The sequence below is a fragment of the Roseovarius lutimaris genome (assembly GCF_900115165.1).
GTDB classification, from domain to species: Bacteria; Pseudomonadota; Alphaproteobacteria; order Rhodobacterales; family Rhodobacteraceae; genus Roseovarius; species Roseovarius lutimaris.
The window spans coordinates 78,266-97,291 of sequence record NZ_FOVP01000003.1 but is presented as its reverse complement, the minus strand read 5'-3'; the positions used below and the strand labels follow the sequence as shown (position 1 = coordinate 97,291).

The window sequence follows — 19,026 nt, the reverse complement described above, 5'->3', positions numbered from 1 at the left end:
CGCAGGGCCAGATCGGGGTGATATCCCCGCTCAGACCCCGAGATAGCGGTCCCTGACCTCGGGGGTCAGCCCGGCAAATCCACCGCTCCAGACCGAGCGGCCCTTTTCAAGGATCACCGCGCGGTCGGCAACGCCCGACAGTTCGCGCAGGGATTTGTCGACCACGATCAGCGACAGGCCGGTTTCGGATTTGAGACGCGCAATCGCGGCCCAGATTTCCTGACGGACCACCGGGGCAAGCCCCTCTGTCGCCTCGTCGAGCACCAGAACCCGCGGATTGGTCATCAGCGCGCGCCCGATTGCCAGCATCTGCTGTTCGCCCCCCGAAAGCGAGGCGGCGTTCTGCGCCGTCCGCTCGCCCAGCCGGGGAAAGAAGCGATGCACGCGCGCAATATCCCAGGGACCGGGGCGCGCGGCGGCCATCAGGTTTTCGCGCACCGTAAGATTGGCAAAACAGCGCCGCCCCTCGGGCACAAGCCCAAGCCCCAAACGCGCGGCGCGGTGGCTTGGCAGCGGATCAAGGTCGCGCCCGTCAAACATCACCCTGCCACTGCGATGTTTCAACAGGCGAAAGATCACCTTGATCGTGGTCGTCTTGCCCATCCCGTTGCGCCCCATCAGCGCCAGAACCTCACCCTCTTCAAGATCAAGACTGACGTCGAAAAGCGCCTGCGAGGGGCCGTAAAAGGCCGCGACATTCGAGAGGTGAAGCAGGCTCATGTCAGGGCCTCATCGCCAAGATAGGCGGCGCGCACCTGTGGATCCCGCCGGATCGCATCCGGCGTGCCGGTGGCGATGATACGGCCATAGACAAGCACGCTGATCCGGTCGGCCAGGGCAAAGACCGCGTCCATGTCATGCTCGACCAGAAGGATCGGCGCGCGGTGGCGCAAGCCATCGAGAAACCGCGTCAAGCGGGCCGAGCCTTCACCGCCAAGCCCCGCCATCGGTTCATCCATCAAAAACGCCTTGGGCGATTGCGTGAGGGCGACCGCCACCTCAAGCTGGCGGCGCTGACCATGCGACAGGTCGGCCACGCGCGTGCCCGCGACCCCGGTAAGACCGACCTCGTTCAGGGCCTCGCGCGCGACCTCCAACAAGGCGGCATCGCGCATCACATCGCGGAAAAACCGCAGCACGCGGCCGCGTTTGCCAAGCGCGCCAAGCACCACGTTTTGCAACACACTCATCTCCATCGCCAGCGATGACACCTGAAAGGTGCGGCCAAGCCCGGCGCGCGCGCGCGCCACCGTATCAAGCGCCGTGACATCGCGCCCGTCAAACCAGATGCGACCGCTGTCAGGATCAAGATTGCCCGCCACCTGTTTGATAAACGTCGATTTTCCCGCACCATTCGGGCCGATTAGCGCATGAATTTCCCCGCGTTCCAGCGTGAGGGTCACATCCTCGCAGGCCTGCACCGCGCCAAAGGCCTTGCTCAGGCCGCGTATGTCCAGAAGCGGGCTAGTCATGGCGCCGCTCACGGCCTGCAACCAGGCCAATGATGCCACCGCGCGCGAACAGGACAACCACCAAAAGCACCGCTCCAAGGTAGATATGCCAATATTCACTTAGCCCGCCAAGCATGTGTTCTAAAAAGATAAAAACCACCGCGCCGATGACCGGACCGAACAGACGCGCAACGCCGCCAAGGATAACAAACACCATGATCTCGCCGCTGGTTTGCCAGCTGAACATTACCGGGCTGACAAAGCGGTTGAGATCGGCAAAGAGCGCACCCGCAAGGCCGGTGATCACCCCCGAAAGGGTAAAGGCCACAAGCCGCAACCGATAAGGCGCGATGCCCACCGCCATCACCCGCTCAGCGTTCTGACGCGCCGCCCCGAGCGCAAGCCCGAAGGCCGAGCACGCGAGCCGTGAAAACACCCAGAGCGCAAGCCCGAGGATCACGTAACAGATCGCGAAAAACTGGATCGGGTCGAGCGTGTTGAGCCCCGGAAAGCCGTTGCGCACATAAATCGACAGGCCATCCTCGCCGCCATAGGCAGGCCAGCCTATGGCGAAATAGTAAAACATCTGGCCAAAGGCGAGCGTGATCATGATGAAATAAACACCCGATGTGCGCAGGCTCAGCGCGCCGATGGCAAGCGCCGCAAGACCGCTGGCACCCATCGCAACAAGCCAGATCACCGGCATCGATTTGGTGCCCTCGATCAGAACCGGCCATTCGATCAGCGCGCTGTAACTCTGGGCGTGGCTGGCCAGAATGCCCATCGCATAGCCGCCGATTCCGAAAAACACCGCATGCCCAAGGCTGACCAGCCCGCCAAGCCCAAGCGCAAGGTTAAGCCCGACACCGGCCAGCGCCAGAATAGCCACCCGCGTCGCCAGCGTGATGGTAAACGGCTCGTCCACCGCCCAGGCCCAGAGCGGCACCGCCAGCAGGCCGAGAAAGACGGTCGCGTTCAGGAGGGGTTCGCGGCGCATCTCAGGCCTTTCCAAACAGGCCGCTGGGGCGCATCACAAGCACCCCGGCCATCAGGATGTAAATCGACATAGACGCAAGAGAGGCGCCCACCGAACTGGCCGCTTGCGGTGCCATGAACTGCGAAAACACCGCCGGAAGCAGGACCCGCCCCAGCGTATCGGTCAGCCCGACAAGAAGCGCCCCCACCAAAGCGCCCTTGATCGAGCCTATGCCGCCAATCACAATAACCACAAAGGCCAGGATCAGCACCGGCTCGCCCATGCCGACCTGGACCGATTGAATGGCCCCGATAAGCGCGCCGGCCAACCCGGCAAGCGCCGCACCAAGCGCAAAAACGGTGGTGTAAAGCGCCGAGATATTGATACCAAGCGCCGCGATCATCTCGCGGTCGCTTTCCCCGGCACGGATCTGGATGCCGATGCGCGTGCGCGCAATCAGCGCGAACAACCCCGCAGCCACGAGCAAACCAACCCCGATGATCGCCAGACGGTAAAGCGGATACTCAATACCCCCCGGAAGGGTCACCGGGCCAGAGAGATAGGGCGGGATTTCAAGAAACAGCGGAAACGACCCGAACGCCCAGCGCGTGCCCTCGGAAAAGATCAGGATAAGCGCAAAGGTCGCCAGCACCTGATCGAGATGATCGCGGTCATAAAGCCGTCGGATCACCGTCAATTCGATCAGCGCCCCGGCCGCCGCCGCCGCCGCAAGGCTGGCGATCAGCGCCAGACCAAACGAGCCGGTCAGCCCCGCGACCGAGGCGGCGGCAAAGGCCCCGATCATGTAAAGCGAGCCATGCGCCAGATTGATTAGCCCCATGACGCCAAAGATAAGCGTCAGCCCGGCCGCCATCAAAAACAGCATGACGCCGAACTGAACCCCGTTCAGAATCTGTTCAATAAATAGGATCAGGGACATGCGCGCGCGCTCATCGGCCGGGCCCGGGAAAAGGCCCGGCCAAGGGTCTTACATCCTGCACTCTGGCGCATAGGCGTCAGCATGATTTTCAAGGGCTGTCCCGACAATCTTGTTGGTATAGACGTCACCTTCCTTGATCACTTCACGCACATAGATGTTCTGGATCGGATGGTGGTTGTTGCCAAAGGCAAAATCCCCACGTGTGCTCTTGAAATCGGCGGCTTCAAGCGCCGCGCGGAAGGCATCGGGATCGTTGACATCGGCGCTTTCGACCGCGCTGATCAAGAGGTTGGCGGTGTCAAACCCTTGGCTTGCGTAAAGCGAGGGCAGACGGCCATATTTTTCCTGAAAGCTTGCAACAAAGGCGGCGTTGGTCGGATTGTCGATATCCTTGTTCCACTGGCTTGTGTTCTTGACCCCAAGCGCGGCATCGCCAACCGCCTGCAAAATCCCCTGATCAAAGCTGAAGGCGGGGCCGATAAGCGGCTTTTTCACACCGGAATCTGCGTATTGCTTGAGAAAGGAAATCCCCATGCCGCCGGGTAGAAAGAAAAACACGGTATCGGCAACACTGGAGCGGATTCGTGCGATTTCGGCGGCATAATCGGTCTGCCCCAGTTGGGTATAGACTTCGCCGACCACATTGCCCCGGAAGGTGCGTTTGAACCCTGTTACCGCGTCCTGTCCTGCCGGATAATTGGGCGCAAGGACGAAGGTATTGGTAGAGTTGATATCGGTAGCATAAGCCCCTGCCGCCTCGTGCAGGTTATCGTTCTGCCAGGCGACGTTAAAGTAATTCGGATGACATCCCTTGCCCGCAAGCGCCGAAGGCCCGGCATTGGGCGAGAGGTAAAACTTGCCCTGCGCCACGGCACCGGGCACCACCGCCATCGCCAGATTGGACCAGATGATGCCGGTCATCACATCGACCTTGTCGGACTGGATCATCTTGTCGGCCAGTTGCACCGCGATATCGGGCTTGCGCTGATCGTCCTCGATGATGACCTCGATATCGGTGCGCCCCGATTGCTCCAGCGCCAGCATGAAGCCGTCGCGCACGTCAATCCCAAGGCCCGCACCGCCGCCCGAAAGCGTGGTGATCATGCCAACCTTGACCTCTGCCTGGGCGGCACAAGCCGCCATGCCAAGCGCGCCGGCCATGGCAAGTGTTTTCAAATTCATATCGTCGTCTCCCTAGATCATGGGCCGGTTTCCCCTGCCCTTGCTTTTATCCTGCCCCCCAAGGGCTCGGCTCTGCGCCAAACCGGACAGCTGTCATTGCATCCCACAGCTTTGCCCAAAGGTCCAGATGCCAGCAGCGATCTTACACAGTCCTCGTCAAAAGATCGCTGCGGATTTTGTTTTACTTTCGCGCGCTCTTCTTGTTGGCTTTGCAGGGCGCAGGGCGACCCGCCGCGCCCGGCACATGGCTTGGATCGTACCAAAGGAAAGGCCCCGCTCGATGTCAAAGGACCCGCTGCTCCAGCCTTATACGCTCAAGGATCTGACCTTGAAGAACCGGATCATGACCACAAGCCATGAACCCGCCTATCCCGAAGATGGCCTGCCGAAAGATCGCTATCGTGCCTATCACGTGGAACGCGCCCGCGGTGGTGTGGCGCTGAGCATGACCGCCGGGTCGGCGGTGGTCAGCCGCGACAGCCCGCCCGCCTTCAACAATATCCTGGCCTACCGCGACGAGGTCGTGCCCTGGATGAAAAAGCTGACCGATGAGTGCCACGACCATGGTTGTGCGGTGATGATCCAGCTCACCCATCTTGGCTGGCGTACCGGCTGGAACCGGGGCGACTGGTTGCCCTCACTGGCGCCCTCGGCCCTGCGCGAACCGGCGCATCGCGCCTTTCCCAAGGTGATGGAGGATTGGGACATCGCCCGCATCATCACCGATTACGCCGATGCCGCCGAACGGATGCAGGCCGCCGGTCTCGACGGGATCGAGCTTGAGGCCTACGGCCACCTGATGGATGCCTTCTGGTCACCGCGCCAGAACACGCTTGAGGGGGAATACAATGGTGATCTGGTCGCGCGGATGACATTCAGCCTTGATGTGCTGCGCGCGATCCGCGCGCGCACCGGCCCCGATTTCATCGTCGGGCTGCGCTATACCGCCGATGATCTGGCCACCAACGGCATCACAAGCAATGACGGCGTCGAGATCGGCAAGCGGTTGCGTGACAGCGGCATGGTCGATTTCCTCAACGTGATCCGGGGCCGGGTCGATACCGACGCAAGCCTGACCGATGTGATCCCGGTGCAGGGCATGCGGTCGGCCCCGCATCTTGATTTCGCGGGCCGCATCCGTGCCGAGGTCGGCCTTCCGACATTCCACGCCGCGCGCATCCCCGATGTCGCCACCGCCCGCCATGCCGTGGCCAGCGGCCAATTGGATATGGTCGGGATGACCCGCGCCCATATGACCGATCCGCATATCGTGGCCAAGATCATGGCCGGGCGCGAAGACGATATCCGCCCCTGCGTCGGCGCCACCTATTGCCTTGACCGGATCTATCAGGGCGGCGAGGCGCTTTGCATTCACAACGCCGCCACCGGGCGCGAGCTAAGCATGCCGCATGTGATCGCCCCCGCCGCAACGCCGCGCCGCGTGGTTGTGGTTGGCGCCGGGCCCGGCGGGCTTGAGGCCGCGCGCGTCGCCGCAGAGCGGGGTCATCTGGTCACCGTGTTTGAGGCCGCCGATCAGCCGGGTGGGCAGATCCGCCTGACCGCACAGAGCAAGCGCCGCTCCGAGATGATCGGCATCATCGACTGGCGCATGGCGCAATGCGCCGCGCGTGACGTGATGTTTCACTTCAATACCTATGCTGAAGCCTCTGATATCACGTCGCTTTCACCTGACCTTGTGATTGTCGCGACCGGCGGGATGGCGCAACAGGATATCTTGCAGGGCGGCAATGATCTTACCGTAACCGCCTGGGATATCCTCTCGGGCGATGCCAGGCCGGGGCGCGAGGTGCTGCTGTTCGACGACGCTGGCGATCACGTCGCGATGCAGGCCGCCGAGGTGCTGGCCGATGCCGGTGCCCGCCTTGAAATCATGACCCCCGACCGAAGCTTTGCTCCCGAGGTGATGGGCATGAACCTTGTCCCCTATATGCGCAGCCTTCAGGATAAAGACGTGACCATGACCGTCGCGCGCCGCCTCTTGTCGGTCACGCGCGCGGGCAATCGCCTGCTGGCCACCATCGGCACCAATTATTCCGACCACAGCTATACCCGCGAGGTCGATCAGATCGTGGTCAACCATGGCACCCTGCCGCTTGACGCGCTTTACTTTGACCTCAAACCGCTGTCGCGCAACCTTGGCGAGGTTGACCAAAGCGCCCTGATCACGGGCACCCCGCAAGCGATCAGAACCAACCCCGATGGCGCGTTTCAACTGTTTCGCATCGGCGATGCGGTCAGCGCGCGCAACACCCATGCGGCAATCTATGACGCGCTGCGCCTGATGAAGGATCTCTAGAAATGCGGCTTGGATTTATCGGCACCGGCACAATTGCCTCGGCCACCGTGCGCGGCCTCATTGGGGCCGGGCATCAGATCACCGTATCGAAACGGGGCGAGGCGCAGGCCACCCGCCTTGCCGCTGAATTCGACACCGTCAGCATCGCCGACAATCAGGGCGTCATTGATCAGAGTGACACGCTTTTCATCGGCCTGATGGCCGAGGCGGCGCCCGATATCCTGTCGCGCCTGACCTTTCGCACCGATCAACAGGTCATTTCCTTCATGGCCGACATGCCCCTGGGCGCGCTTGCGCGATTGGTCGCCCCGGCCCACGCCGCGGCGATCATGCTACCGTTTCCGGGGATTGCACGCGGCGGCTCGCCGATCCTCGCGATGGGGGATACCGATCTTGTCACCACGCTGTTCGCGCCCGAAAACCAGGTTTTCGCCCTGCGCGACGCCGCCGAACTTGGCGCCTATCTTTGCGCGCAGGCGGTTCTGTCGCCGGTCACAGACATGGTGGGGCAAAGTGCCGACTGGCTGGCCGCCCGTGTCTCTGACCCCGACCAGGGCGAGGCATTTTTGCGCATGCTCATCGGCACCAACCTTTTAAGCAGCCCCTGCGGCGACCTGCTTGAGGCGCTCAACACGCCCGGTGGCTATAACCAGCGCCTGCGCCAGCATATGAACGCGGCGGGCGTGGGCGACGATCTTGTCACCGGGCTGAACCGGCTTGAAAGCGGCGACTAGCGTCACGCCCAAGACCCTTGTCAGCTTTCTCTTTGCTCACTAGGCTTTGGGTTTGACGCCAACACCACGCTGGCCACCGCGCCCACGTGATCCAACCAACCTATTGGCCCTGAATGGAATTTCTGGACTATACGCATAACCTCTGGCTGGTTGCGGCCTCGCTCAGCATCTCGATGGTGGCGGGGTTCACCGGGCTTTCGCTGACCAAGGGCATCGCCGGTCAGACCGTGGCCATGCGCAAACTCTCGGTTAGCCTGGCCGCCGTGGCGCTTGGCGGTGGCATCTGGTCGATGCATTTCGTGGCGATGCTCGGGCTGCAACTGCCGATCCCGATTTACTATGATGCAATGATCACGCTCGGCTCGATTCTGGTGGCCATTCTGATGGTCGGGCTGGCGCTTTTGCTTTTGCATTTTTATCGTCGCACGCCGCTGATCCTGACACTGGCCGGGGGGATTGTCGGGCTTGGTGTGGTGGCGATGCATTATATCGGCATGTCTGGTCTCGAACTTTGCCGCGCGGTCTATACGCTGCCGGGGGTGGGGCTTGCGGTGCTGGCCTCTTGCGTCCTCAACATCGCGGCATTCTGGGTGGCCTATGGCCAGCGGCGCCATCGCAATATCCTGCTCGGGACGGTCTGTTTCGGGGTGTCGGTCTTTGCCGTGCACTTCGCCGCCATCGCCGGCACGCGATTTGTCGCGGTGGACAGCCTGCTTGAGATCGGTCCCCTCATTGGCAATGAAACCCTCGCCATTGGCGTCCTCCTGAGCAGCTTCATGCTCTGCGGTGCGTTTCTTTTGTCAGGTGTTACCTTTCTGACCCCGGCGGCGAAAACCGAGCCGGACCCGGAGCCCGGAACCGCACCGCAGGGGGATGCCCCAGGGCCATTGCCCGTATTGCGCATTCCCTATGAACAGAACGGCCAGACCCATTTCATTGATGCCCGCGATGTGGCGTTTATGCGCGCCGAGGGGCATTACACCCTGCTTTATGCCGGGGCGGAGCGGTATTTCTGTGTCTGGTCGATCACCGAGGCCGAACGACGCCTCGCCGCCGGGCCGTTCGTGAAATCGCATCGCAGCTATCTGATCAATCCGGCCCATATCGTCCATTTCGAGCGGCGAAAGGACAATGGATTTTGCCATTTCAGCCTTGGTGCGCAAACCATCACCACCCCGGTCAGCCGCTCTCGCCTGCCCGCCCTACGCGAGGCGCTTGGGCTTTAGTCCATATAGCGGTGCGGCATCTGTAGGGTGGGTGAAACCCACGCTGTTGCGGGATGCGGGGGCCGGGCGGGCGTGGGTTTCACCCACCCTACGCGTGCCGCAAGCGGACGCTGAACCCTAAGAATCCGTAAACGGATTTCGCAACTCGTGCATCCATATCGCATTTCGTGCAACGCATGGCGGCGCTGAGGACAGTTCAACAGACAATCGCGCACCGCTCCCTACTGTCGCACCAAGGTCCGCCATACCGGCCCCGTCTTTGGGAGGAGACGCCACATGATACCAGCAGCCTTCGAGTATCACCGCCCCGGTGATCTATCCTCTGCACTTGCGCTCTTGCAGGAACATGGCGATGACGCGCGCGTCATTGCAGGCGGGCACAGCCTTATTCCGATGATGAAGCTGCGCATGGCCGAGGTGCCGCATCTGATCGACCTTCAGGCGATCGACGCGCTGCGCGGCATCACCATCGAGGGCCCCCGCGTCACGCTTGGCGCAATGGTCACGCAACACGAGGTGATTGCCAGTGACGCGCTGATGGCGGTTGCGCCGATCCTCGGCGAGGCCGCGCTTCAGATCGCCGATCCGCAGGTGCGCTATATGGGCACGATCGGCGGCAATCTGGCCAATGGCGATCCCGGCAATGACATGCCCGGCCTGATGCAATGCCTTGATGCGAGCTTTCACCTTGAGGGGCCAGAGGGTGCGCGCAGCGTTATGGCGCGTGAGTTCTACGAGTCGGCCTATATGACCGCCCGCGCCGATGACGAAATCCTGACCGCCATAAGCTTTACGGCCCCCAGGGGCGGCTATGCCTACGAGAAACAGAAACGCAAGATCGGCGATTACGCCACCGCCGCCGCCGCCGTGATGCTGACCCGCGAGGGCAGCACATGCGCCGCCGCCTCGATCGCCATGACCAACCTCAGCGATGTGCCGGTCTGGTCCGCCGCCGCAGGCGCGGTGCTTGTCGGCACGGACGTGGGCAAGGATGCCGTGAAAGCAGCCGTCGCCGCCGCCCTCGCCGATATTGACCCAACCGAGGACAATCGCGGCCCGGTCGCCTTCAAACGTCACGTCGCCGCCACCATCATCGCCCGCGCCATCACCCGCGCCTGGGGCCGAGCCTGAGAAGGACGCAGACCATGAGCAAGAAAATCCAGATCGCCCTGACCGTGAACGGCGAGGCCCACGATATTCTGGCCGAGCCGCGCGAATTGCTGATCTATGTGCTGCGCGAGCGGCTCAACATCACCGGGCCGCATGTCGGCTGTGAAACCTCGCATTGCGGCGCCTGCACGGTGACGCTGAACGGCAAATCGGTCAAATCCTGCACGATGTTCGCGACCCAGGCCGATGGCGCCGAGATCACCACCATCGAGGGCCTTGGCAGCCCCGATAGCCTGCACGCGCTGCAAGAGGCCTTTCGCGAGCATCACGGCCTTCAATGCGGCTTTTGCACCCCCGGCATGATCACCCGCGCCGTCAGGCTGCTTGAGGAAAACCCGAACCCGACCGAAGAGGACGTGCGCTTTGGCATGGCCGGCAACCTGTGTCGTTGTACCGGCTATCAGAACATCGTCAAATCCGTGCTTGCCGCGGCAAGTGACATCAACACCGCCAAGGAGGCCGCGCAATGAACGACCTGACACCGGATCGCGACGACCGCGTTGCCAAGCTCAAGGGCCTGGGATGTTCACGCAAGCGGGTCGAGGACGCCCGATTTACCCAAGGCAAGGGCAATTATGTCGATGACATCAAGATGCCCGACATGCTGCACGGCGATTTCGTGCGCTCGCCCTATGCCCATGCGCGGGTGGTGTCGATTGATGCCAGTGCCGCGCTTGCGCTTGACGGGGTTGTCGCCGTGCTGACCGCCAAGGATCTGGAGCCGCTTGGCCTGCACTGGATGCCGACGCTGGCGGGCGACAAGCAGATGGTGCTGGCCGACGGCAAGGTGCTGTTTCAGGGCCAGGAAGTGGCCTATGTGGTCGCGCGCAACCGCTATGTCGCCGCCGATGCGGTCGAGTTGGTCGAGGTCGAATATGAAGAGCTTGAGGTGCTTGTCGACCCGTTCAAAGCCCTGCAAAGCGATGTGACCCTGCGTGAGGATATCGCGGGGGAAACCAGCGGCGCGCATGGCGAACGCCGCCACCCGAACCATATTTTCCTCTGGGAAGAGGGCGACAAGGCCGCCACCGAACAGGTGATCGACAGCGCCGATGTGGTGGCCGAGGAAATGATCTATTACCATCGCACCCATCCCTGCCCGCTGGAAACCTGCGGCTGTGTCGCCTCGATGGACAAGGTAAACGGCAAGCTGACGCTCTATGGCACATTTCAGGCGCCGCATGTGGTGCGCACCGTCGCCTCGCTTTTGTCAGGGATAGAAGAGCATAACATTCGCGTCGTCAGCCCCGATATCGGCGGCGGCTTTGGCAACAAGGTCGGGGTTTATCCGGGCTATGTCTGTTCGATCGTCGCCTCGATTGTCACCGGCAAGCCGGTGAAATGGGTCGAGGACCGGATGGACAACCTGATGGCGACCGCATTCGCGCGCGACTATTGGATGAAAGGGCGGATTTCGGCCACCAAAGACGGCAAGATCACCGCGCTTGAGGCCAAGGTCACCGCCGATCACGGCGCCTTTGATGCCTGCGCCGATCCGACCAAGTTTCCGGCGGGATTTTTCCACATCTGCACCGGATCTTACGACATTCCGGTGGCCTATGTCGGGGTGGACGGGGTCTATACCAACAAGGCGCCCGGCGGGGTGGCCTATCGCTGTTCGTTCCGCGTGACCGAGGCCGCCTATTTCATCGAACGGATGATCGAGGTTCTGGCAATCGAGCTTGGCATGGATGCCGCAGAGCTGCGGCGCATCAACTTTATCCGCGAGGATCAGTTCCCCTATCAGTCGGCGCTTGGCTGGGAATATGACAGCGGCGATTATCACACCGCCTGGGACAAGGCGCTTGCGGCGGTGGGGTATGACGGGCTGCGCGCCGAACAGGCGGAACAGCTTGCGGCGTTCAAGCGCGGCGAGACCCGCAAACTTATGGGGATCGGGCTTAGCTTTTTCACCGAGATCGTCGGCGCGGGGCCGGTCAAGAACTGTGATATCCTCGGCATGGGGATGTTCGATAGCTGCGAAATCCGCATTCACCCCACCGGAAGCGCCATCGCGCGCCTTGGCACGATCAGCCAGGGCCAGGGCCATGCGACCACCTTTGCCCAGATTCTGGCCAGCGAGATCGGCATCCCCGCCGATAGCATCACCATTGAAGAGGGCGACACCGATACCGCGCCCTATGGGCTTGGCACCTATGGCAGCCGCTCGACCCCGGTGGCGGGGGCGGCCACCGCGCTTGCCGGGCGCAAGATCCGCGCCAAGGCGCAGATGATTGCCGCGTACCTCTTGGAAGTGCATGACAATGACGTCGAATTCGACGTCGACCGCTTTGTCGTCAAGGGCGCGCCCGAGCGGTTCAAGACCATGGCCGAGATCGCCTATGCCGCCTATCATCAGGCGATTCCGGGCGTCGAGCCGGGGCTTGAGGCGGTCAGCTATTACGATCCGCCCAATATGACCTATCCATTCGGCGCCTATATCTGTGTGATGGATGTGGATGTGGATACCGGCGAGGCGCATATCCGTCAGGTCTATGCGCTTGACGATTGCGGCACCCGGATCAACCCGATGGTGATCGAAGGACAGGTGCATGGCGGGCTGACCGAGGCCTATGCCATCGCGATGGCGCAGGAGATGGCCTATGACGACATGGGCAACTGCAAGACCGCCACGCTGATGGATTTCTTTTTGCCAACCACCTGGGAAACCCCGCATTACACCACCGATCACACCGAAACCCCGAGCCCGCATCACCCGATTGGCGCCAAGGGGGTGGGCGAAAGCCCCAATGTCGGCGGGGTTCCGGCCTTTTCAAATGCGGTGCATGACGCGCTACGCCCGTTCGGATTGCGCCAATTGCACATGCCACATGATCACTGGCGGATCTGGAAAGCGGCCAATGATCTTGGTCTGCACGACTAGGTTGGGCGGGGGCGCTGCCCCCATCCAGGAAAATTCGACGAATTTCCCTGGAGTCCCCCGGAGTATTTTGGGAACGGTGAAATAAACATGCACGATTGGCGGGACTTGCAGAAGGGCATGGCGGATCACGGCTATATCGCTGCTGATGATCTGGCGATGGCGGTGCATATTGCCTTGTCGCTTGGTCGCCCACTTTTGCTTGAGGGGGCCGCCGGGGTTGGCAAGACCGAGGTGGCCCGCGTGCTGGCCGCGCTGCGTGATACGATGCTGATCCGGCTGCAATGCTATGAGGGGCTTGATGCGGCGCAGGCGATCTATGAATGGAACTATCCGCGCCAGCTTTTGGCCATTCGTGCCGCCTCTGAGGCGGGCGAGACCGGCAAGGCGGTCGAGGCGCGGATATTTTCCGATGACTACCTGTTGCAGCGCCCGCTTTTGCAGGCCATCCGGCAGCCGGTGGCGCCGGTGCTTCTCATTGATGAAATTGACCGCGCGGATGAGGAATTCGAGGCTTATCTTCTTGAAATCCTGTCAGAGTTTCAGATCACCATTCCCGAATTGGGCACCGTGAAGGCGATCACAAGGCCAATCGTGATCCTGACCGCCAATGGCACGCGCGATTTGTCGGATGCGCTGCGGCGGCGCTGCATTTATGCACATGTAGATTACCCGGACCCCGCAGCAGAGCTTGCAATTCTGCAAATCCGCGCGCCCAAGATCGAGGCCCGGCTCGCCGCACAGATCATCGGCTTTGTCCAGGCCCTGCGCCGCGAGGATCTTGAGAAAAACCCGGGCATTGCCGAGATGCTTGATTTTGCCGCCGCCCTGGCCGGGCTTGGCGTGAATGACCTAAGCCACGATCCGGTTCTGTTGCAGGCGGCGCTTGGCACGCTGCTTAAAACCCAAGGCGACCGCGAAGCGATCCCGCCCGAGGTGGCCGCGCGCCTTGCGGGACAGGCCGCATGAGCCGGATCACCCGATTTTCCGCGCGCGACCCCGGCCCCGCCGCGCGCATGGCAGGGTTTATGGCGCATTTGCGCAACAACGGCTTGCGCCTTGGGGTCGGGGAAACCCAAACCGCGCTTGCCGCTCTGACCCATGTCACCGCCTGCGACCCCGATGATGCACGCCTTGCGCTGAAAGCGGTTTGCGCCGCCACTACCGAGGAGGCCGCGCGCTTTGATCTGCTGTTTGACAGCTATTGGCGCGCTGACGGCCGGGTGCGCGAAAAATCCGTGCCAAGCGAGAGCAAGGCCGACGTGAATTCAACCAACACCCGCGACCCACAGGGCGAAACCGCAGGCGCGCGCGGCCGGATACATAGCCCCGACGATGGCCCAGATCACGCCAGTGCCGATGGGGATGGCACCGGCAAGCTTATCGCGAGCCGGGTTGAAAACCTGATGCGCAAGGACATGCGCCGATTGGTCGGCCCGCAGGATATCGCCGCCGCCGAGGCCACCGCGCGCCGCCTTGCGGCAGCCTTTCGCGACCGTCGTTCGCGTCGTCGGCGCGCCGCGCGCAAGGGCGATCAAATCCATTTTCGCCGCCTTCTTCGCCAGAGCCTGTCGACCGGGGGCGAGCCGCTTGCCCTGCCGCGTAAGGCCCGGCCTGACCGGCCCGTAAAGATCGTGGCGCTTTGCGATGTCTCGGGGTCGATGACGATCTATGCGCGGGTATTTCTGGCCTTTCTGTCCGGCCTGATACGCGCGGATGAAAGCACCGATGCCTATCTGTTTCACACCCGTCTCGTGCGCATCAGCGAGGCGTTGCGCGACACCGATCCGATGCGCGCGCTGAACCGGCTGAGCCTGTTGGCCGAGGGCTTTGGCGGCGGGTCAAAGATCGGCGCGGCGCTGGATCAGTTCGCCCGCGGCCCGGCGCGCCGCTTTGTGAACGGACGCAGCGTGGTGATCATCCTGTCGGATGGCTATGACACCGATCCGCCCGAGAAAATGGCGTCGGCCCTGGCGCGGCTGCGCAAGCGGGGGTGTAAGATCATCTGGCTTAACCCGCTGAAAGGCTGGACGGATTACGCGCCTGTTGCCAGCGGGATGGCCGCCGCCCTGCCCTATCTTGATCTCTTTGCGCCCGCCAGCACGCTGGCCGATCTGGCCGCGCTCGAACCGGAACTGGAGCGTCTCTGATGGCCCCGGAATTGCTTGATACCGCCATTGCAACGACCCTTGCCCGCTTGCGCGAGGCGCGGCGTGCATATGCAATCGCCACGGTGGTGCGCACGGTGGGCGCGACCTCGGCCAAACCCGGTGCGCGCGCCCTGATCCTGGCGGATGGCACGATTGCAGAGGGCTGGGTTGGCGGGGGCTGTGTGCGCGGGGCGATGACACGCGCCGCCCTGGCGGCGCTTGGCGATGGCACACCGCGTCTTATCTCTTTGCGCCCCGAGGAAGAGTTGGGCGGGATCGAGGCCGAAGAGGGCATAGAAATCGCGCGCAACGGATGCCCCAGCAAGGGCTCGATGGATCTCTTTATCGAGCCGATATTGCCACAGCCAGAGTTGGTGATAATCGGCGCCTCGCCGGTGGCGCGCTCGTTGGCGGCCCTGGCCGGATCGTTCAGTTTTGACATCACGACCCATGACAGTGCCACAGCACTTGGGCCCCTGCCAGCGGGCGCGCGGCGCATGGTGGTGGTCGCGACACAAGGCAAGGGCGATCTTGACGGCTTGAACGCCGCCCTGACCTGCGGCGCGGATTACATCGGGTTTGTCGCCAGCCATCGCAAATTTGCCGCTCTGGCAAAGACCCTGCGCAAGGCGGGCGCGGACGCTGCCACGCTGGCACAGATCAACGCGCCAGCGGGGCTTGCGATTGACGCGGTGACCCCGGAAGAAATCGCACTGTCGATCCTTGCGCAGGTGATCAAGACGCGGCGAAGCGGACAGCGCCGGGCAGAGGCCGAATAGCGCTAGCTCTCGCCAGCCCCCGGCCCGGTTTGACGGAAGGTGACCGCGAAGCCACCCATTTCGTCGGATTCGACATGCACCACCTGTGCGGGAATATGGATTTGAGGCCGGCGGCTTTCGTCGCCAGCCTGCCAGGCGCGCTCGGTCACCAGGCATCGCGCCTCCTGGCCTGCGTAATCCGGGGCCGGGTCGACCTCGGGCATGAACAAAAGTCCACGTGCCAGAACGCTGTCGCCAAAGGATACAGAGGCAGACCCAAGCAGCTTCGGCTCAACCCTCTTGGTCAGAACAGATTGCGCGCGGCTTTGCGCCCAGACGCCGCAAAGCATTGTTTTCCCGTCGTTTTCGCGCACATCAACCGCGATGCTCACGCCACCGCCGCTACTATAGGTGCCGCCCGACACAACCGGGTTTGCCCCCAATCGGGTGACCACAGTAGGGTCAGCAACCGTACAGGCGGCGAGCGCAATCGTTGCACCCAAAAGGGACAGTATCTGGCGCGTCATGGCGGGCCTCCGATGGTTGGTGTTTCTTGTCTTTTGCATAGTACATAATCATTCTACACGAGAAGACAAATCTTGGTGTCGCGCTCTGGCCTTAACCGGCCTTGGCGAATTCCGCGGTTTCCGCAAGCATCTCAGGATACCATTTTTCCAGCGTCGGCAGGAAAGCCTCGCGAATACGGCCCACCTGCTGCGGCGTCAGATCATCGCGCCAGACCCCGGCCTGACCCTTGGCGAAAAACGCGGTCATGCCTTGTGGTTTCTCTGTAAAGCCAAGGGTCTCTTCCTGCTTTTTCATCGCCTCAAAGCTTGTCGCCTTGATTGCACGGGCCAGTTTCGGCCCCTCAACCTTGACGCTCAGGAACTTTTCCAGAAGCTTGCGCATGGTTTTTGCCGGATGATGTAAGAGATCCTCATAGCGCACCACATAATGCGGCAGACCGGGGGCGTTGTTCCAGGCGTTGATGTGATCATCCCAGCGGCCCAACAGGTCGTAAATCCCGTTCGGCGTGCCCATAACCGTGTCGGAATAACACATCATCTTGATGGCGGTGTCGATATCCGCGCCCTGATGGCGGGCAAAGGACGGGGCAAGATCGAACGGGTTGCGCATGATATAGATCGCCGCCGCCGTTAGATCCGGGGGGATGATGTCATGATCAAACATCCGGATCGTCTGGCAATGGGTTTTGACAAAATGGTAATCCGGCTTCGACCCCGCAATCAGACGCAGCGCCTTTGCCCGCATCTTGACCCAATCCTCAAGGTTTTTACCGCGAAACTGTCCGCCCGCCGCCGCATCAAAAAAGTCCTGACGCGTGTCGCCGGTGGTGAACTGTCGCAGATTGTTGATGTCGGGCGCTTGGCCTGCGGGCATGAAGTAATGCGCAAGCAGGCTTCTCATCCATGTGTTGCCCGATTTGGGATAGCTTGCCAGCCAGATGATGCGGCGCAGATTGCTCATTCCAGATACCCATGTCGTTTCATCGTGTCGCCATGCAAATCGCGCACTTTCTTGACCAGTTCAGGCGACAGCTCGGTCTTCCACTGATCGCTTTTGCCCGATGCAAAGAAGCTTTCCGCATGCTCGGCCTTTTCCACAAAGCCGGTCTTTTCTTCCTGTTCTTTCAACTGATTGAAGCTGGAAAATTGAATGGCCCGGTCCAGCCTGTCCTTGTCGATCGGAATTCCCAGATGGGTGAGGATCTTGCCAAAATTCTCTTGCGGATTGCAGAGCATATCCTCGTAGCGCAGGACAAGCACCGGATAGGGCGCAAACGAGGTCCAGCTTTTCACATGTTCCGACCAGGAGCCCTGAACAACCGGAACCGTTTTTTCACTGGGCGGAACGACCTTGCCCTTCTGCGAGATGCTTTCCACAGCTTTTTCAGCCGAGATCGCGTAGTGCCGCGCCGAAGACAACACCATATCAAGCGGATTGCGGATGATATAGACCGCCGAGCGGGTATATTGGGGGGGAATAAGTTCGACCCCCTGTACGGCTCTGCGGCTACTATGTGTCTTCACCAGATAGGCATCGGCCTTGTTGGAAATGATACCGCGCAGAACCTTGTCGCGCAGCGACAACGTCAGGGGGAAATTATGCGGATCGATCATCCGGCCAGCCATGGTGTGATAATGCCGAAGGATTGCATCACCGGTGCTGTATTTCGTCATTTCGCTCAAAGAGAGCGGCTCTGACGGATTTGCGATGTAATTGGCCAGGAAAATCCGCGTCCAGGTGTTGCCGGACTTGGGATAGGATGCCAGCCAGATAATGCGCCGCATATCTGTCATTCGAGATATCCAAATTGCGTCATGACCTTGCGATGCGCGCGTTTCATCTGTTTGACAAGACGCGGCGTCAGATCGGTTTTCCACTGATCGCTTGTACCCTTTGCAAAAAAGGCATCGCTTTCCTGGGACTTTTCGACAAAGCCTTGGGTTTTTTCCTGGGCCGACAGCTCTTTGAAACTGGCAAACCTGATGGCGCGGTCCAAACGCTCAGGCTCGACCGGCAGGCCGACATGCTCGACCACCTTGGCAAAATGCGTATGCGGGTCCGCAAGCAAATCCTCATAGCGCAGCACAAGCACCGGATAGGCCGATTTCCCGGTCCAGCTTCGGACGTGATCCGACCATGACCCGATGAATTGCACGACCATCGACTCGGTCGGCATGTTGACATTGTCGGGGTGACTGACCGCATGACAGGCATCCGCCTGTGAAATCCCGTAATGTCGCGCGTAAGACAACACCATATCAAGCGGATTGCGCATGATGTACATTGCCGAGCGGGTCAATTCATCCGGGATAAGAGGTATGCCATGCGCCACGATCCGGGCGTTATGGGTTTTGACCAGGTTGATATCGGCATTGTTTGATACGATTCCGCGCAACACGCGCGGCCGCATTTGCAGGGTGAGGTCGATGTCCTGGGTATCAATTGGCCGTCCGGCCACCATGCTATAGGTCTTGGCAATCGCATCCCCGATCGCAATGCGATGCGCATTGTTGATCGGGATCGGCTTGGATGTATTTGCGATGTAGTTGGCAAGAAAAATACGTGTCCACGTGTTCCCCGATTTCGGGTAGGACGCCATCCAGACGATACTTTTCTTCATGGTCCACCCAGCCCGTTGTCAGTTTGGAATCACTACAGTCAGACAAATAAAAACGGCGGGGGGAAAAGTCACCCCCCGCCGCCTATTTTTAGA

18 protein-coding genes are annotated in these 19,026 nt (G+C 61.4%); 9 read left to right on the top strand and 9 right to left on the bottom strand.

Annotated elements, in window-relative coordinates:
- Positions 1 to 30: 30 nt before the first annotated feature.
- The 5 genes from BMZ91_RS03480 to BMZ91_RS03460 are packed head-to-tail and all read right to left on the bottom strand — an operon-like array spanning position 31 to position 4,549.
- Complete coding sequence (locus BMZ91_RS03480) at positions 31 to 720, bottom strand: ABC transporter ATP-binding protein (protein ID WP_092834333.1); 690 nt, start codon at positions 718 to 720, stop codon at positions 31 to 33.
- The gene (locus BMZ91_RS03475; protein WP_092834331.1) at positions 717 to 1,472 is read right to left on the bottom strand and encodes an ABC transporter ATP-binding protein; all 756 of its coding nucleotides are present in this window, start codon (positions 1,470 to 1,472) and stop codon (positions 717 to 719) included. The genes BMZ91_RS03480 and BMZ91_RS03475 overlap by 4 nt, the downstream gene beginning before the upstream one ends.
- Complete coding sequence (locus BMZ91_RS03470) at positions 1,465 to 2,448, bottom strand: branched-chain amino acid ABC transporter permease (protein ID WP_092834329.1); 984 nt, start codon at positions 2,446 to 2,448, stop codon at positions 1,465 to 1,467. Before BMZ91_RS03470 ends, BMZ91_RS03475 begins: the two co-directional genes overlap by 8 nt.
- Before the next feature lies 1 nt (position 2,449).
- Complete coding sequence (locus BMZ91_RS03465) at positions 2,450 to 3,367, bottom strand: branched-chain amino acid ABC transporter permease (protein ID WP_092834327.1); 918 nt, start codon at positions 3,365 to 3,367, stop codon at positions 2,450 to 2,452.
- Between the two features lie 48 nt (positions 3,368 to 3,415).
- On the bottom strand, positions 3,416 to 4,549 hold the full coding sequence (locus tag BMZ91_RS03460) for an ABC transporter substrate-binding protein (protein ID WP_092834325.1): 1,134 nt from the start codon (positions 4,547 to 4,549) through the stop codon (positions 3,416 to 3,418).
- 280 nt (positions 4,550 to 4,829) lie between these two features.
- Here BMZ91_RS03460 and BMZ91_RS03455 point away from each other — a divergent pair, with 280 nt between their 5' ends.
- The 9 genes from BMZ91_RS03455 to BMZ91_RS03415 all read left to right on the top strand — a co-directional run bounded on the left by BMZ91_RS03455 (position 4,830) and on the right by BMZ91_RS03415 (position 15,806).
- The gene (locus BMZ91_RS03455; RefSeq protein ID WP_092834323.1) at positions 4,830 to 6,866 is read left to right on the top strand and encodes an oxidoreductase; all 2,037 of its coding nucleotides are present in this window, start codon (positions 4,830 to 4,832) and stop codon (positions 6,864 to 6,866) included.
- A gap of 2 nt (positions 6,867 to 6,868) precedes the next feature.
- Entirely contained in the window at positions 6,869 to 7,600 is a 732-nt protein-coding gene (locus tag BMZ91_RS03450) for an NAD(P)-binding domain-containing protein (RefSeq protein ID WP_092834321.1), read from the top strand.
- A gap of 113 nt (positions 7,601 to 7,713) precedes the next feature.
- Positions 7,714 to 8,826: an MHYT domain-containing protein gene (locus tag BMZ91_RS03445; protein ID WP_092834319.1), complete on the top strand. Its 1,113-nt coding sequence runs from the start codon at positions 7,714 to 7,716 to the stop codon at positions 8,824 to 8,826.
- 276 nt (positions 8,827 to 9,102) lie between these two features.
- Entirely contained in the window at positions 9,103 to 9,957 is an 855-nt protein-coding gene (locus BMZ91_RS03440) for an FAD binding domain-containing protein (protein ID WP_092834317.1), read from the top strand.
- A gap of 14 nt (positions 9,958 to 9,971) precedes the next feature.
- Complete coding sequence (locus BMZ91_RS03435) at positions 9,972 to 10,466, top strand: (2Fe-2S)-binding protein (RefSeq protein ID WP_092834315.1); 495 nt, start codon at positions 9,972 to 9,974, stop codon at positions 10,464 to 10,466.
- A complete protein-coding gene (locus tag BMZ91_RS03430; protein WP_092834313.1) occupies positions 10,463 to 12,880 on the top strand; it encodes an aerobic carbon-monoxide dehydrogenase large subunit in 2,418 nt (805 codons plus the stop codon). Before BMZ91_RS03435 ends, BMZ91_RS03430 begins: the two co-directional genes overlap by 4 nt.
- Before the next feature lie 87 nt (positions 12,881 to 12,967).
- Positions 12,968 to 13,846, top strand: a complete 879-nt coding sequence (locus BMZ91_RS03425; RefSeq protein ID WP_092834311.1) for an AAA family ATPase — start codon at positions 12,968 to 12,970, stop codon at positions 13,844 to 13,846.
- Positions 13,843 to 15,027 carry a vWA domain-containing protein gene (locus tag BMZ91_RS03420; protein WP_092834309.1) on the top strand — a complete coding sequence of 395 codons (1,185 nt, stop codon included), beginning with the start codon at positions 13,843 to 13,845 and terminating at the stop codon, positions 15,025 to 15,027. Before BMZ91_RS03425 ends, BMZ91_RS03420 begins: the two co-directional genes overlap by 4 nt.
- Positions 15,027 to 15,806: an XdhC family protein gene (locus tag BMZ91_RS03415; RefSeq protein ID WP_092834307.1), complete on the top strand. Its 780-nt coding sequence runs from the start codon at positions 15,027 to 15,029 to the stop codon at positions 15,804 to 15,806. The genes BMZ91_RS03420 and BMZ91_RS03415 overlap by 1 nt, the downstream gene beginning before the upstream one ends.
- A 2-nt stretch (positions 15,807 to 15,808) precedes the next feature.
- Here BMZ91_RS03415 and BMZ91_RS03410 read toward each other — a convergent pair whose 3' ends face one another.
- The 4 genes from BMZ91_RS03410 to BMZ91_RS03395 all read right to left on the bottom strand — a co-directional run bounded on the left by BMZ91_RS03410 (position 15,809) and on the right by BMZ91_RS03395 (position 18,933).
- Positions 15,809 to 16,312 carry a hypothetical protein gene (locus BMZ91_RS03410; RefSeq protein ID WP_092835109.1) on the bottom strand — a complete coding sequence of 168 codons (504 nt, stop codon included), beginning with the start codon at positions 16,310 to 16,312 and terminating at the stop codon, positions 15,809 to 15,811.
- A gap of 91 nt (positions 16,313 to 16,403) precedes the next feature.
- Positions 16,404 to 17,273 (bottom strand): sulfotransferase domain-containing protein, encoded by an 870-nt coding sequence (locus tag BMZ91_RS03405; RefSeq protein WP_092834305.1) that lies wholly within the window; start codon positions 17,271 to 17,273, stop codon positions 16,404 to 16,406.
- A complete protein-coding gene (locus BMZ91_RS03400) occupies positions 17,270 to 18,106 on the bottom strand; it encodes a sulfotransferase domain-containing protein (protein WP_245736192.1) in 837 nt (278 codons plus the stop codon). Before BMZ91_RS03400 ends, BMZ91_RS03405 begins: the two co-directional genes overlap by 4 nt.
- Positions 18,103 to 18,933, bottom strand: a complete 831-nt coding sequence (locus BMZ91_RS03395) for a sulfotransferase domain-containing protein (protein ID WP_092834303.1) — start codon at positions 18,931 to 18,933, stop codon at positions 18,103 to 18,105. Before BMZ91_RS03395 ends, BMZ91_RS03400 begins: the two co-directional genes overlap by 4 nt.
- Positions 18,934 to 19,026: the final 93 nt, after the last annotated feature.